Annotated in this window: 13 protein-coding genes; 2 read left to right on the top strand and 11 right to left on the bottom strand. The window is 69.4% G+C overall.

The genetic code is table 11. The features are described from left to right. The 3 genes from F8A92_RS02770 to F8A92_RS02780 form a co-directional block, all read right to left on the bottom strand. A partial coding sequence (locus F8A92_RS02770) for a hypothetical protein (RefSeq protein WP_228389144.1) occupies window positions 1–204 on the bottom strand: 204 nt, incomplete at its 3' end. Window positions 205–381: 177 nt separating this feature from the next. After that, entirely contained in the window at window positions 382–1,152 is a 771-nt protein-coding gene (locus F8A92_RS02775; protein WP_228389145.1) for a TIGR03936 family radical SAM-associated protein, read from the bottom strand. Next, window positions 1,149–3,095, bottom strand: coding sequence for a TIGR03960 family B12-binding radical SAM protein (locus tag F8A92_RS02780; RefSeq protein WP_153503135.1), 1,947 nt, complete (start codon window positions 3,093–3,095; stop codon window positions 1,149–1,151). The genes F8A92_RS02775 and F8A92_RS02780 overlap by 4 nt, the downstream gene beginning before the upstream one ends. 97 nt (window positions 3,096–3,192) lie before the next feature. Between F8A92_RS02780 and F8A92_RS02785 the strand changes: the two genes are divergently transcribed. Then, on the top strand, window positions 3,193–3,963 hold the full coding sequence (locus F8A92_RS02785) for an enoyl-CoA hydratase (RefSeq protein ID WP_153503137.1): 771 nt from the start codon (window positions 3,193–3,195) through the stop codon (window positions 3,961–3,963). 114 nt (window positions 3,964–4,077) lie between these two features. Here the strand turns inward: F8A92_RS02785 and argG are convergent, their stop codons facing one another. The 3 genes from argG to fabG are packed head-to-tail and all read right to left on the bottom strand — an operon-like array spanning window position 4,078 to window position 7,752. Continuing rightward, window positions 4,078–5,493: an argininosuccinate synthase gene (gene argG, locus F8A92_RS02790; RefSeq protein ID WP_153503139.1), complete on the bottom strand. Its 1,416-nt coding sequence runs from the start codon at window positions 5,491–5,493 to the stop codon at window positions 4,078–4,080. A 36-nt stretch (window positions 5,494–5,529) separates the two neighbouring features. Next, window positions 5,530–6,981 carry an MFS transporter gene (locus tag F8A92_RS02795; RefSeq protein WP_153503141.1) on the bottom strand — a complete coding sequence of 484 codons (1,452 nt, stop codon included), beginning with the start codon at window positions 6,979–6,981 and terminating at the stop codon, window positions 5,530–5,532. Between the two features lie 12 nt (window positions 6,982–6,993). Then, window positions 6,994–7,752, bottom strand: coding sequence for a 3-oxoacyl-ACP reductase FabG (fabG, locus tag F8A92_RS02800; RefSeq protein WP_153503143.1), 759 nt, complete (start codon window positions 7,750–7,752; stop codon window positions 6,994–6,996). 134 nt (window positions 7,753–7,886) lie between these two features. Here fabG and F8A92_RS02805 point away from each other — a divergent pair, with 134 nt between their 5' ends. Continuing rightward, a complete protein-coding gene (locus F8A92_RS02805) occupies window positions 7,887–9,071 on the top strand; it encodes an acyl-CoA dehydrogenase family protein (RefSeq protein WP_153503145.1) in 1,185 nt (394 codons plus the stop codon). On the opposite strand, the gene F8A92_RS02810 is transcribed toward F8A92_RS02805, so the two are convergent. The 5 genes from F8A92_RS02810 to ndk all read right to left on the bottom strand — a co-directional run bounded on the left by F8A92_RS02810 (window position 9,064) and on the right by ndk (window position 13,496). Continuing rightward, window positions 9,064–10,413 (bottom strand): MFS transporter, encoded by a 1,350-nt coding sequence (locus tag F8A92_RS02810; protein ID WP_153503146.1) that lies wholly within the window; start codon window positions 10,411–10,413, stop codon window positions 9,064–9,066. The two genes, F8A92_RS02805 and F8A92_RS02810, sit on opposite strands and share 8 nt — an antisense overlap. A gap of 74 nt (window positions 10,414–10,487) precedes the next feature. Beyond that, a complete protein-coding gene (locus F8A92_RS02815) occupies window positions 10,488–11,321 on the bottom strand; it encodes an ABC transporter permease (RefSeq protein WP_228389146.1) in 834 nt (277 codons plus the stop codon). After that, the gene (locus F8A92_RS02820; protein ID WP_153503148.1) at window positions 11,318–12,157 is read right to left on the bottom strand and encodes an ABC transporter permease; all 840 of its coding nucleotides are present in this window, start codon (window positions 12,155–12,157) and stop codon (window positions 11,318–11,320) included. Before F8A92_RS02820 ends, F8A92_RS02815 begins: the two co-directional genes overlap by 4 nt. Then, window positions 12,157–13,089, bottom strand: a complete 933-nt coding sequence (locus F8A92_RS02825; RefSeq protein WP_153503150.1) for an ABC transporter ATP-binding protein — start codon at window positions 13,087–13,089, stop codon at window positions 12,157–12,159. Before F8A92_RS02825 ends, F8A92_RS02820 begins: the two co-directional genes overlap by 1 nt. Then, a complete protein-coding gene (gene ndk, locus F8A92_RS02830; protein ID WP_153503152.1) occupies window positions 13,086–13,496 on the bottom strand; it encodes a nucleoside-diphosphate kinase in 411 nt (136 codons plus the stop codon). Before ndk ends, F8A92_RS02825 begins: the two co-directional genes overlap by 4 nt. Window positions 13,497–13,506 lie beyond the last annotated feature (10 nt).

Below are 13,506 nucleotides of genomic sequence, written 5' to 3' on the forward strand. Positions count from 1 at the left end.
GGCCGTGCTGCGGCGCCGGGTGCGCTTGGGCGGTGCCGCCGGCTGCTCCTCGGTGGCCGCCTGCGCGGGGGCCTCGGCCTGGTGCGCGGACGCGCCGTCCTGCGGCGTCGCGGTGCCCTGCTGTGGCGGTGCGGTGCTACCTGCCGGTGCATCGGTGGTCTGGGCGTCGGTGGGGACGCCGGCCGGGGCTTCGTTCTCGCTCATACGCTGCGAGGCTCCTTCGCGGCCCGCGCGTGCGTGGCCCGCTGGCTGGAGAGCCAGAAGAGCGGCATGCGTGGGCATGTCATGCGGTCTGGACCTCTGGCCGTCCAGGTCAGACCGCGAAAGTCTGGTTGGGCGCCGCGGCGGCGCTGGTGCGGTCGTCCGGTGGGACGACCGTCGCTAGCTCGCCGGCGACGGGGCGATGGCGGCGCTGTCGACCCCGAGTGGGTCCAGCAGCCGTCCGGTGTCGTCGAGTGCTCCTTGAGCCAGCCTGAGCGCCGAGGGCGGCTGCGGTGGCACAAGTCCTGCGACGTCACGCAGTGCGGCATACACGTCATCTGGTCGTACGACGGGAATCGCCTGTCGAACGATTGCCGTCAGTATGGCACACCCGTCGCCGGCCACGACGTCAGCGGTCGCCCACGCCGCACCGACGTCCACCTGCTTGCGCCCGGTCTGGGTGAGCCGCTCGACGATCACCGACCCGGCGTCGCTGATCGCGCGCACCGCCTCCGCCAGGACCTGCGGGTCGAGCCCGGGGAAGGTGAAGCGCCACTGCGAGGCGCTCACCCGGTCGGCGAGCGACTTGCCGCGCGCGGGCACCACCTCGAGGATGTCCAGGTCCGGCGGCAGCGACTCGTCGAGCCTGCGACGCACGTCGTCGGGCGCGACCTCGGCCGACAGGCCGAGCTCGAGGTACTCGGCCTCGCTGGCCACACCGGTGGGCGCGGCACCGACCCAGGAGATCTTCGGGTGCGGGGTGAAGCCGGCCGAGAACCCGACCGGCAGCTGCGCGCGTCGCACGGCGCGCTCGAACACGCGCGTGTAGTCGCGGTGCGACATGAACCGCAGCCGGCCCACCTTCGTGTAGCGGATCCACAGCCGCTGGACGACCGGCGGCGGGGGCGGTCCCTCGGGTGTGCGCTGCTTGCGCTTGCGCGGTGCGCTCACCCGGCACTCCCCGGCGCCCCGGTGTTCACCGGCGTCAGCGGCAGCAGCTTGCGCCCGGTCGGACCGATCTGGATGTCGGTGCCCATACCGGGGCACACCCCGCAGTCGTAGCACGGGATCCACCGGCAGTCGTCGAGCTCGGTCTCGTCGAGCGCGTCCAGCCAGTCGTCCCACAGCCACTGCTTGTCGAGCCCGGAGTCCAGGTGGTCCCAGGGCAGGATCTCGTCCTCGTCACGCTCGCGGGTCGTGAACCACGCGAGGTCGACGCCGTACTGCGGCAGGGCCGCGGCCGCGGCGTCCACCCATCGCTGGTGCGAGAAGTGCTCGCTCCACCCGTCGAACTTGCCGCCGGACTCCCACACCTTGCGGATCACCGCGCCGACGCGGCGGTCACCGCGCGAGAGCAGGCCCTCCACCTCGCTGGGCTTGCCGTCGTGGTAGCGGAACCCGATGGAGCGCCCGAGGTTGCGGTCGCTGGTGATCGCCGCCTTCAGCTTCGCCAGCCGGTCGTCGATGGTCTGCGCGCTGGCCTGCGACGCCCACTGGAACGGCGTGTGCGCCTTCGGCACGAAGCCGCCGATCGACACGGTGCACCGGATGTCCTTCTTGCCCGACGCCTCGCGGCCGGCGCGGATGACCTCCTTGGCCATCTCGGCGATCTCCAGCACGTCCTCGTCGGTCTCGGTCGGCAGGCCGCACATGAAGTACAGCTTCACCTGGCGCCAGCCGTTGGCGTACGCCGTGGTGACGGTGCGGATCAGGTCTTCCTTGCTGACCATCTTGTTGATGACCTTGCGGATGCGCTCGCTGCCGCCCTCGGGAGCGAAGGTCAGCCCGGACCGGCGGCCGTTGCGCGACAGCTCGTTGGCCAGGTCGATGTTGAAGGCGTCGACGCGGGTCGACGGCAGCGACAGCGACGTCTTCGACTCCTCGTACCGGTCGGCGAGGCCCTTGGTGATGTCGGCGATCTCGGAGTGGTCGGCGCTGGAGAGGCTCAGCAGGCCCACCTCGTGGAAGCCGGTCGCCTTCAGCCCGTTCTCGACCATCTCGCCGATGCCGGTGATCGAGCGCTCGCGCACCGGGCGGGTGATCATGCCGGCCTGGCAGAACCGGCACCCGCGGGTGCAGCCGCGGAAGATCTCCACCGACATGCGCTCGTGCACCGATTCGGCCAGCGGCACCAGCGGCTTCTTCGGGTACGGCCACTCGTCGAGGTTCATCGTCGTGCGCTTGGGGACGACGGCCGGGACGCCGGCGCGGGCGGGGGTGACCGACGCGATCTTCGCGTCGTCCCCGTAGCTCACCTCGTACAGGCTCGGCACGTAGACGCCTGGGATCTGCGCGAGCCGGAACAGCAGCTCGCCGCGGTCGCGCCCGCCCTCGGCCTTCCAGGCCTTGACGACGTCGGTGATGTCGCCGACGACCTGCTCGCCGTCGCCGAGCGCCGCGGCGTCGATGAAGTCGGCGATGGGCTCGGGATTGAAGGCGGCGTGCCCCCCGGCCAGCACGATCGGGTGCTCGGCGGTGCGCTCGCGCGCGTCGAGCGGGATCTGGGCGAGGCTCAGCGCCTCGAGCAGGTTGGTGTAGCCGAGCTCGGTCGCGAACGACACGCCGAGGACGTCGAAGTCGCGCACCGGGTGGTGGCCGTCGACGGTGAACTGCGGCAGGTCGTGCTCGCGCATCAGCGCGGCGAGATCCGGCCACACGGCGTAGCTGCGCTCGGCGAGGGTGTCCGCCCGCTCGTTGAGCACCTCGTACAGGATCATCAGGCCCTGGTTGGGCACCCCCACCTCGTAGGCGTCGGGGTACATCAACGCCCAGTGCACGTCGACGGAATCCCACTCCTTGACGGTGGAGTTGAGCTCGCCGCCGACGTACTGGATGGGCTTCTGCACCTGGCCCAGCAGCGGCTCGAGTTCGGAGAAGACAGAGTGTGAGGTCATAACCTCTCTAGGGTAACCGCGGTTTCGCCGCACCCGATGCGTCCGCGCGCCATGGCCGAAGTAGCCTCGGTCGCAGGAGCGACAGGAGGCCCCATCCATGAGCCAGCAACCGGTACTGCTAGACGTGCGCGATCGCATCGCGACCATCACCTTGAACCGGCCCGAGGCGCGCAACGCGCTGAGCCGCGAGCTGCTGCGGATGCTGCCCGAGGTGATCCAGCAGGCCGAGGACGACGACGCGGTGGACGTGCTCGTGCTGACCGGGACCGACCCGGCCTTCACCGCCGGGCTCGACCTCAAGGAGGTCGGCGAGGGCGTGCTGATCGACACCGAGTCGGAGGTCGCGATCCACCGCCCGTTCGCCGGGCTCACCAAGCCGCTGATCGGGGCGGTCAACGGCGTCGCCGTGACCGGCGGCTTCGAGCTGGCGTTGAACTGCGACTTCCTCATCGCGAGCGAGAACGCCCGGTTCGCCGACACGCACGCGCGCGTCGGCGTCCAGCCGGGCTGGGGGCTGACCGTGCTGCTGCCGCAGGCGGTCGGCGTCCGCCGCGCCCGCGAGCTCAGCCTGACCGGCCGATTCCTCGACGCGGCGACGGCGTACGAGTGGGGCCTGGTCAACCGGGTGGTGCCGCACGCCGACCTGCTTCCGGTCACGTACGGGCTGGCGGCGTCGATCGTCGACAACGACCAGGCCGGTGTCCGCCAGATCCTGCGCACGTATCAGCAGAACACCGCCGAGGAGGCGGCCTGGCAGAACGAGGCCGACAACGCGGCGACCTGGAAGCGCGAGCAGTTCGCGCCGGAGAAGGTCGCCGAGCGCCGCGCGGGGATCCAGGCGCGCGGCCGCGCGCAGACCGCCGGCTGACGCGACCCCGCCGAAACGAAAAGCGGGCTTCGTCGGCGAAGTCGGGGAAGTTTCCCCGCCTTCGCCGGCAAAGCCCGCTTCGGTGACCCACCGGCCTTCCGGCCGGCGCCCCACTTAGTCGGTGCCCGCCTCCATCGCGGCGCGGTCCAGCAGTTCGTCGTCCTCGGTGAGCCGCTCGCCGCGCTCCCGGATCGACTCGGACCCGCCGTGCTCGAGCTCGCCGACCAGGTTCGTCTCGCTGCCGAGCTGGCCCTTGGCCGCGTAGAACTCGAGCTTCGAGCGCGAGTCGGCGATGTCGAGGTTGCGCATCGTGAGCTGGCCGATGCGGTCGGTGGGACCGAAGGCGGCGTTCTCCACGCGCTCCATCGAGAGCTTGTCCGGGTGGTAGCTGAAGTGCTCGCCCTGGGTGTCGAGGATCGCGTAGTCCTCGCCGCGGCGCAGCCGCAGGGTGACCGAGCCGGTCACCGCCGAGCCGACCCACCGCTGCAGCCCCTCGCGCAGCATCAGCGACTGCGGGTCGAGCCAGCGACCCTCGTACAGCAGCCGGCCCAGGCGGCGGCCCTGCTCGTGATAGGTCTCGATCGTGTCCTCGTTGTGGATGGCGTTCACGAGCCGCTCGTACGCGGCGAACAGCAGCGCCATGCCCGGCGCCTCGTAGATCCCGCGGCTCTTGGCCTCGATGATCCGGTTCTCGATCTGGTCGCTCATCCCGAGCCCGTGACGGCCGCCGATCGCGTTGGCCTCCATGACCAGGTCGACGGGCGAGGCGAACTCGGTCCCGTTGATCGCCACCGGCCGCCCCTCGGCGAAGGTTACCGTGACGTCCTCGGTCTCGATCTCGACGCCGGCGTCCCAGTGCGCCACACCCATGATGGGGTGCACGATCTCGATCGACTGGTCGAGGTGCTCGAGCTTCTTGGCCTCGTGCGTCGCGCCCCAGATGTTCGCGTCGGTGGAGTACGCCTTCTCGACCGAGTCGCGGTACGGCAGGTCGCGGGCGGTGAGCCACTGCGACATCTCGGTGCGTCCGCCGAGCTCGCGGACGAAGTCGGCATCCAGCCACGGCTTGTAGACCCGCAGGAGCGGGTTCGCCAGCAGGCCGTACCGGTAGAAGCGTTCGATGTCGTTGCCCTTGAAGGTCGACCCGTCACCCCAGATGTTGACGCCGTCCTCGTGCATCGCGCGCACCAGCAGGGTTCCAGTGACGGCGCGGCCCAGCGGGGTGGTGTTGAAGTAAGTGCGACCACCCGATCGGATGTGGAAGGCGCCGCAGGTGATGGCGACGAACCCCTCCTCGACGAGCTGCTCGCGGCAGTCGACCAGCCGCGCGAGCTCGGCGCCGTACTGCGCGGCACGGCCCGGTACCTCGTCGATCTCCGGCTCGTCGTACTGCCCGAGGTTCGCGGTGTAGGTGCACGGGATGGCACCCTTCTCGCGCATCCAGGCGACGGCGACCGAGGTGTCGAGGCCGCCCGAGAAGGCGATGCCGACACGTTCTCCAACAGGGATGCTCGTCAATACTTTGGACACCCGTCGAGACTAGCCCCCGGCGCCGTGTGAGCAGCACTACAGGCGTTCGTACCCGCGGTACGCGATCCGGGACAGCACGACCGACCCGAGCGCGGCGACACCGATCACCCCGAACGCGATCGGCAGCCCGTCGAGCAGGCCGTCACGGAACGCCTCGGGCAGCAGCGCGTCGTGCGCGGCGTACACCGCGCTCTTGCCCTCGGGAGGCAGCAGCAGCGAGACGCTCGCGAGCGCCAGAGCCGTGCCGGCGATGATGCCGGTGCCCTGCACCATGACTCGCAGGGACCCGACGACGCCGAGCTTCTCGACCGGTGTCGCCTTCGTGACCGCTGAGGAGTTCGCGGTCAGCACCATCCCGCCACCCGCGCCGGCGCCCGCGCCACCGAGCCCGACGATCCAGTACCAGCTCGGACGCCAGATCATCACGGCGCACAGCAGCACGCTGACGAGCACGACGACAGTGCCGGCGAGACTGACCCAGGCGCTCCCCCGCCGGATCTCCAGGGATCCGGCGATCGGCGCGGCGATCAGCGAGCCGACGGCGATCGGCAGCACCAGCAGGCTGGTGCGGGTGGCGGAGAGCCCGTAGGCGGACTGGTAGACCAGCGCGAGCAGGATCAGGATCCCGAAGCGCGCGATGTGGCTCAGGAAGGTGGTGAAGGTGGTCCCGACGAACAGCCGGTCCCGCAGCACGGAGAGCTCGACCATCGGGTCGCCGGCGCGGGACTCGCGCCAGACGAACAGCGGCACCAGCACGGCGAAGCACCCCAGGGAGGCGCCGATCACCAGCGGGTCGAGACCGCGCGAGCTGATCGAGGTCAGCATCGCGACCAGGGTGGTGACCAGGGCGACGAACAGCAGGCCGCCGCTGACGTCGAAGCTGCGCGCATTGTGGTTGGCCTCGCGGCCGAGCGTCACGTACGACGCCACGAGCAGCACCAGGCAGATGGGCAGGTTCATCCAGAACAGCCACGGCCACCCGATCGTGTCGACGACGATCCCGCCGATCACCGGCCCCAGCAGCTGCGCGGCGGAGTTGCACGCGAAGTAGATGCCCATCGCCTGCCCGATGCGGGCCCGCGGCACCGCCAGCGCGATCAGCGCGCTCGTGGTCGCGAACATCATCGCTGCGCCGATCCCGCTGATGGCGCGGCCGGCGATCAGCACCCACCCCTCGGTGGCGACGGCGCTGAGCACGGAGCCCAGCGCGAACACGACGATTCCGCCGATGAACAGCACCCGGCGCGAGGTCAGGTCGGCGAGCTTGCCGAACACCACCATCAGCGCGTTGCTGGCGAGCAGATTCGCCAGCAGGATCCAGCTGGACTGCGCGGCCGTCGCGTGGATGTCGGCCGAGATCGCCGGCAGGGCGATGTTCACAATCGACATGTTGAGGCCGCCGATGAACATGGCCGCCGATGCGATCGCCACCACGTTGCGGGCGGTGGCCCGTGACGTGGTGGCGATCGATTCCACGGCGCTGCTCATGCAGCGGTGACCTCAGCGGCCGCCGTTGACGTGCAGGGTCTGGCCGGTGACGAAGCCGGCCTCGTCGGAGGCGAAGAAGGCGACGACGTTGGCGATGTCGACCGGCTGGCCGACGCGGCCCAGCGGCGTGTTCGACGCGGCGGCCTTCTTGAAGTCCTCCTTGTCGACACCGACGCGCGCCGCGGTCGAGTCGGTCATCGGGGTCTCGATGTAGCCGGGGGCGACGGCGTTGACGTTGATGTTGAACTTGCCGAGCTCGAGCGCGAGGGTCGAGGTGAAGCCGATGATGCCGGCCTTGGCGGCCGAGTAGTTCGCCTGGCCGCGGTTGCCCAGCGCGGAGCGGCTGGAGAGGTTGACGATCTTGCCGTACTTCTTCTCCGTCATGTACTTGGTGGCGACCTTGCACGTGTTGAACGCGCCGCGCAGGTGCACGGCCATGACCATGTCCCAGTCGTCCTCGGTCATCTTGAACAGCAGGTTGTCGCGGATGATGCCGGCGTTGTTGACGAGGATGTCCACGCCGCCGAGCTCGTCGACGGTCTTCTTGACCGCGGCCTCGACCTGGTCCATCTTCGACACGTCACAGCCCACGGCGATCGCCTTGCCGCCGGCGAGGTTGATGGCCTCGACGGTGCCGGCGAGCGAGTCCTCCTTGAGATCGACCGCGGCGACGGCGGCGCCGCCCTTGGCCAGCGTGATCGCGATCTCCTTGCCGATGCCCTGGGCAGCACCGGTTACGAACGCCACCTTGTCGGTGAAGTCAAAAGGCATGTGATTCTCCGTTGTTGAGTAGTCCTGACGAATGACCACTCTGGAGTCTGTCACGGCAAGTGCTTAGCCCCACGAAGGGGTCTGGCGTCGTAGGGTCAGCGCAACGGTCGGCACGACAGCGGAGGTCGCACATCATGAGCCACGGCATCGGACGTTCGCGAGGCACCGACTATCTGCGGTTGTTCGACGACCTGACGGACGACGACCGCGCCGTGTGGGAGCGCACCCGCCGCTTCGTCGACGACGAGGTGCTGCCGGTGATCAACGACTACTGGGAGAAGGCCGAGCTCCCGTGGGAGCTGTTCCGCCGGATGGGCGAGCTGGGCATCCTCGGTGGCACGGTCGCCGGGTACGGCGCTCCCGGCCTCTCCCCCGTCGCCGACGGTCTCGTGGCCATGGAGCTCAATCGCGGAGACGGCAGCGTAGCCACCTTCAACGGGGTGCAGTCGGGGCTCGTCATGCGGACCATCGCGATGCTGGGCTCGGAGGAGCAGAAGAGCCACTGGCTGCCGCGGCTGGCCACCGTGGAGAAGATCGGTGCGTTCGGGCTCACCGAGCCCGAGCACGGCTCGGACTCGGTGTCGTTGTCCACCTCGGCGCGCCGCGACGGTGACGAGTGGGTGCTCAACGGCGCGAAGAAGTGGATCGGCAACGGGTCGATCTCCGACGTGACGATCATCTGGGCGCGTGACGAGGCCGACGACGAGGTGAAGGGATTCCTCGTCGACACCACCCTCGACGGGTACACCGCCGAGGCGATGACCGGCAAGGGCGTGATGCGGGCGATCTGGCAGGCCGAGATCACGCTCCGCGACGTCCGCGTGCGAGAGGCCGATCGGCTGCCCTCGGCCGGGTCGTTCAAGGACACCGCGGCGGTGCTGGCCAAGACGCGCGGCGGCGTCGCGTGGAGCGCCCTCGGGCACGCGCTCGCGGCGTTCGAGGTCGTGCACGCGTACATCGAGGAACGCGAGCAGTTCGGCCACAAGCTGGCCGAGTTCCAGGTGATCCAGCACAAGCTCGCGAACCTGCTCGCCGACCTGACCGCCATGCAGCTCTACTGCCGTCGGCTGGGCCAGCTCGCGGAGGACGACGAGCTGGAGGAGACGATGGCGTCGCTGGCCAAGATGCACAACACCACGAAGGCCCGGCAGATCATCTCGACCGCGCGGGACATGATGGGCGGCAACGGCGTCCTGCTGGAGTACCACGTCATCCGGCACATGCTCGACATCGAGGCGATCCACACCTACGAGGGCACCGAGACGATCCAGGCGCTGCTCGTCGCGCGGGACCTGACCGGGGAGTCGGCGTTCACCTGATCGAGCCGGGCGCGAGGTCGGTGATCTGCTGCCGCTCGCGGACCGGCAGCATCACGAGGAAGCCGGCGAGCAGGACCAGCACGACGCCGAGGATCCCCCAGTACTGGGTGTTGGCCCGGTCGGTGACGGCGGCGCCGAACGCGACGGACAGACCGAACATCGTGGGTGCGAAGAAGGAGATCGCCCGGCCCGTCGTCGCGTAGAGCCCGAAGATCTCGCCGGCCTTGCCCTCCGGGATGATCCGCGCGAGGAAGGTGCGCGATGCCGACTGCGCCGGTCCGACGAAGATCGTCATCAGCATTCCGCAGACCCAGAACGCCGCCTTCCCCGAGTCGTGCAGGAAGAAGATGAGCGTGCCGAGCACGACGAGCGAGCCCAACGAGATGAGGATGACCCGCTTGGGCCCGATGCGGTCGTCGAGCACGCCGAACGCGATCGTGGCGAGGCCGGCGACGATGTTGGCCACGGCACCGAAGATGATCACCTCTCCGTCGCCGAAGCCGTACGTGCGCGCGGCGATCACCGCGCCGAAGGTGAACACCCCGGCGAGCCCGTCGCGAAACAGCGCGGAGGCCAGCAGGAAGTAGATGGTGTGCGGGCTCGAGCGCCAGATCCGCGCGATCGAGCGGCCCAGCAGCCGGTAGGACTCCACGATGCCGACCCGGTCGGCGATGGTCGTCTTGCGCTTGTCCTTGAGGCTGACGAACGTCGGGATGGTGAACAGCAGGGTCCACAGCCCGCACACCACCATCGAGACCCGGATGTCGAGACCCTCGTCGCCGGTCACCCCGAACAGTCCGACGTCCGGCGAGATGAACAGGAAGTAGATCAGCAGCAGCACGATGATCCCCCCGAGGTAGCCCATGCCCCAGCCGAAGCCGCTGATCTTGCCGACGTTCTGCTCTGTGGCGATGTCGTCCATCGCGGAGTTGTAGTTCACCTCGGCGACCTGCGCGACGACCGACCCGAGCGCGAGCAGCCCCAGCCCGACCCAGAGGTAGCCCGGGTGCGGCTTGACGAAGAACAGGGCTGCCGAGATCAGCGACAGCAGCCACGTGAGGTTGCGCAGCGTGCTGATGTTGCGGCCCTTGCGGTCGGCGTTCTGCCCGAGCACCGGCGCGAGCAGCGCGATGAGCACCCCCGCGACGGCGGTGGCGACCGCCAGCGATGTAGACGTCGTGTTCTCGCTGCCGAAGCTGTCGCTGGTGATGTAGACGCTGAACACGAACGTGGTGATGACCGTGTGGTACGGCTGCGTGCCCCAGTCCCACAGGGCCCACGACAGGATCTTCTTCTTCGACGCCGGCGGGTGCGCCGCGAGGGCCGTCTCGTCAGTGGTCACGTGGCGAACGTAACCGCTCGGCGCTCCGCGCGGAAGACGGGCGCGCCCGCGGCACGAACGGCGCCCCCGGGTCGCTACCGCATCAGCAGCCGGTCGAGCCGGCGCACCGTCACCCAGATCCCGATCAGCGACATGACGACGAAGTACGCCACGTGGCCGGCCATCGAGAGGTCGACGAAGCCCACGGCCAGGCCGCGCAGCAGCTCGACGCCGTGGTGCAGCGGCAAGGCCCGCACCAGCCACTGCACCGGCTCCGGGTACACGTCGAGGCTGAAGAAGGTGCCGGAGAACAGGAACATCGGCATGATCGCCAGGTTCACCAGATCGAGGTCCTGCCACGACTTCATGAAGGTCGTGATGCCCATGCCGACGGCGGCGAAGCCGAAAGCGATCAGCACGCACGCAGGCATCAGCAGCGCCGCCCACCAGCTGGTGAGCAGGCCCATGACGAGCATGACGATCGTGAAGCTCGCGGCGTACAGCCCGCCGCGGCTCAGCGCCCACCCCATCTCGCCCAGCGCCACGTCCAGCGGGCCGAGCGGCGTGGCGAGCATCGAGTCGTAGAGCTTCAGGTGCTTGAGCTTGAAGAACACGTTGTTCGTGGAGTCGTAGATCGCGCCGTTCATGGCGGACGTCGCCAGGAGGGCCGGCGCGATGAACGCGGCGTACGCGATCGGCCGGCCGCCGGGACCGGTGACGTCACCGACCAGGCCGCCGATGCCGATCCCGAACGAGAGCAGGTAGAACAGCGGCTCGAAGAACCCCGACAGCACGATGATCCACGAGGACTTCGTCACGCGCAGCGAGCGCTCCATGAGCACCAGCGGACGCCCCGCGTACAGGCCGGCCGGCAGCACCCGGGCCAGCAGCGTGCGGTGCCGGGGCCCGGCGGCGGTGGCCGTCGTCACGTGACCAGCCGCTTGCGGAACATCCGCGCGGCGAGGAGATAGCCGACGACGAGCCAGACCGCGAGATAGCCGAGGTGCAGCGCCCACATCGCCGGGGACAGCCGGCCGATGCCGGTGGGCAGGTCGAGCGGTCCGAGCGACACGGCGCGGACCAGCTCGTTGGTGTGCCACAGCGGCGTCACCCAGGCGATCACCTGCCCGATGCGCGGGAGGGCGGAGATGTCGTAGAACGTGCCGGCGAACAGCATCATCGGGGTGACGACGAACCGGAAGATGTAGTTGAAGACGCCGTCCTTCTGGGCGGCCGCCGCGACGAGGAAGATCGGCGCGGCGAACGCGACCGAACCGAGCGTGGCCAGCGGGATGGACAGCACCGACTGCCAGGTCCGGGCCGCCCCGAAGGCGGCGACGACGAGGTAGAAGACGACGGCGGCCGTCGCGACCCGGATCGCGACCCACGTCATCGAGCCGCGCAGGATCTGCCGTGGGGTCAGCGGCGTCGCGTGCATCGCGAAGTACGCCTTCTCCCACTGGAAGCCCGCCATCACCGGGAAGGTCGACTCGGTGGCGGCGATCTGCATGCCGGTGGCGGCCAGCAGGGCCGGGGCGATGTAGCTGAGGTACGACGTGCCGAGCTGCGCGGCGCCGCCCCGGGAGTCGACGAGGCTGCCGAGCCCGAGGCCCAGCGAGAGCAGGTAGAGCAACGGGGTCACCGTCGACACGACGACGGTGCCCTTCCAGTACCGCCGGTAGCCGTAGAGCTCGTGCACGAGGAAGGCGCGCAGGCCACCGGCCGTGCGGTCGACCGGTTCGTCGAAGCGCAGCTTGCCCGCCATCAGTCGACCAGCGTCCGGCCGGTGAGGCGCAGGAAGACGTCCTCGAGGCTCGATCGCCGCACGAGGCTGGATCGCGGATGCAGCCCACGATTGGCGATCTCCTCCAGGGCCGCCTCGCCGTCGTCCACGTACAGCAGGACGCGGTCGGGCAGCACCTCGACCCGGCCGGCCAGGTCGCCGATCCGCTCGGCGACGTGCGCGTTCTCGTCGGAGCCGAACCGCACCTCGGCCACCTCCCGGGTGGCGTACTGGCGGATGAGGGCGGCCGGCGAGCCTTCCGCGACGATCTCGCCGTGGTCCATGACGACGAGGCGGTCGCACAGCTGCTCGGCCTCGTCCAGGTAGTGGGTGGTGAGCACCAGCGTGACGCCCTGCTGCTTGAGCCGGTAGAGCCGGTCCCACAGCACGTGCCGGGCCTGCGGGTCGAGTCCGGTCGTCGGCTCGTCGAGCAGCAGGATCTCCGGGTCGTTGATCAGCGACCGCGCGATGGTCAGGCGGCGCTTCATGCCGCCGGACAGGGAGTCGACCTTCGCGTCGCGCTTCTCGGCGAGCTGCGCGAAGTCGAGGAGCTCGTCGATGCGCGGTGCCAGCTCGCGCTTCTTCAGGCCGAAGTACCGACCGTAGATGTAGAGGTTCTCCCAGACGCTCAGCTCGGTGTCGAGGGTGTCCTGCTGCGGGCACACCCCGATCCGGGCGCGAATCTGCGGGCCGTGCTCGACGGGGTCCATGCCGAGGATCCGCAGGACGCCGTGCGTGGCCGGCGACACGGACGCGACCATGCGCATGGTGGAGGACTTGCCGGCGCCGTTGGGGCCGAGGAAGCCGAAGGACTCTCCTTGCGCCACGTCGAACGAGATGCCTTTGACGGCGGCGAAGTCACCGAACGACTTGGCCAGGTTCTCAGCGTGGATGAGCGGCGGGGGCGCGCTCACAGGTCGGGGAAGAAGATCTTCGCCTCACGCACACCGTTCTCGGGCGAGTCGCTGCCGTGCACGATGTTGCGGTTCATCACGGTGGCGAAGTCGGCCCGGATGCTGCCCGTGGTGGCCTGGATTGGGTCCGTGGCACCGGCGAGCTGCCGGAACGCCGCGATCGCGTTCTGGCCCTCGGCGACGATCGCGACCAGCGGGCCGGAGGTGATGAACTGCATCAGGTCGTCGTAGAACGGCTTGCCCTCGTGCTCCGCATAGTGCTGCGCCGCGGTGTCGTGGTCGAGGGTGCGCAGCTCCATCGCCACGAGGTCGAGGCCCTTGCGCTCGATGCGGCGGATCACCTCGCCGACGATCTTCTTGCTGACACCGTCGGGCTTGATGAGGATGAGCGTGCGCTCGACTGACATTTTCGATGCT

The sequence above is a fragment of the Cumulibacter manganitolerans genome (genome assembly GCF_009602465.1).
GTDB classification, from domain to species: Bacteria; Actinomycetota; Actinomycetes; order Mycobacteriales; family Antricoccaceae; genus Cumulibacter; species Cumulibacter manganitolerans.

Coding starts and splice junctions, on each gene's coding strand:
- ndk (WP_153503152.1), bottom strand. CDS start 13,496: ATGTCAGTCGAGCGCACGCTCATCCTCATCAAGCCCGACGGTGTCAGC.
- fabG (WP_153503143.1), bottom strand. CDS start 7,752: ATGCCTTTTGACTTCACCGACAAGGTGGCGTTCGTAACCGGTGCTGCC.
- F8A92_RS02795 (WP_153503141.1), bottom strand. CDS start 6,981: ATGAGCAGCGCCGTGGAATCGATCGCCACCACGTCACGGGCCACCGCC.
- F8A92_RS02805 (WP_153503145.1), top strand. CDS start 7,887: ATGAGCCACGGCATCGGACGTTCGCGAGGCACCGACTATCTGCGGTTG.
- F8A92_RS02785 (WP_153503137.1), top strand. CDS start 3,193: ATGAGCCAGCAACCGGTACTGCTAGACGTGCGCGATCGCATCGCGACC.
- F8A92_RS02820 (WP_153503148.1), bottom strand. CDS start 12,157: ATGGCGGGCAAGCTGCGCTTCGACGAACCGGTCGACCGCACGGCCGGT.
- F8A92_RS02780 (WP_153503135.1), bottom strand. CDS start 3,095: ATGACCTCACACTCTGTCTTCTCCGAACTCGAGCCGCTGCTGGGCCAG.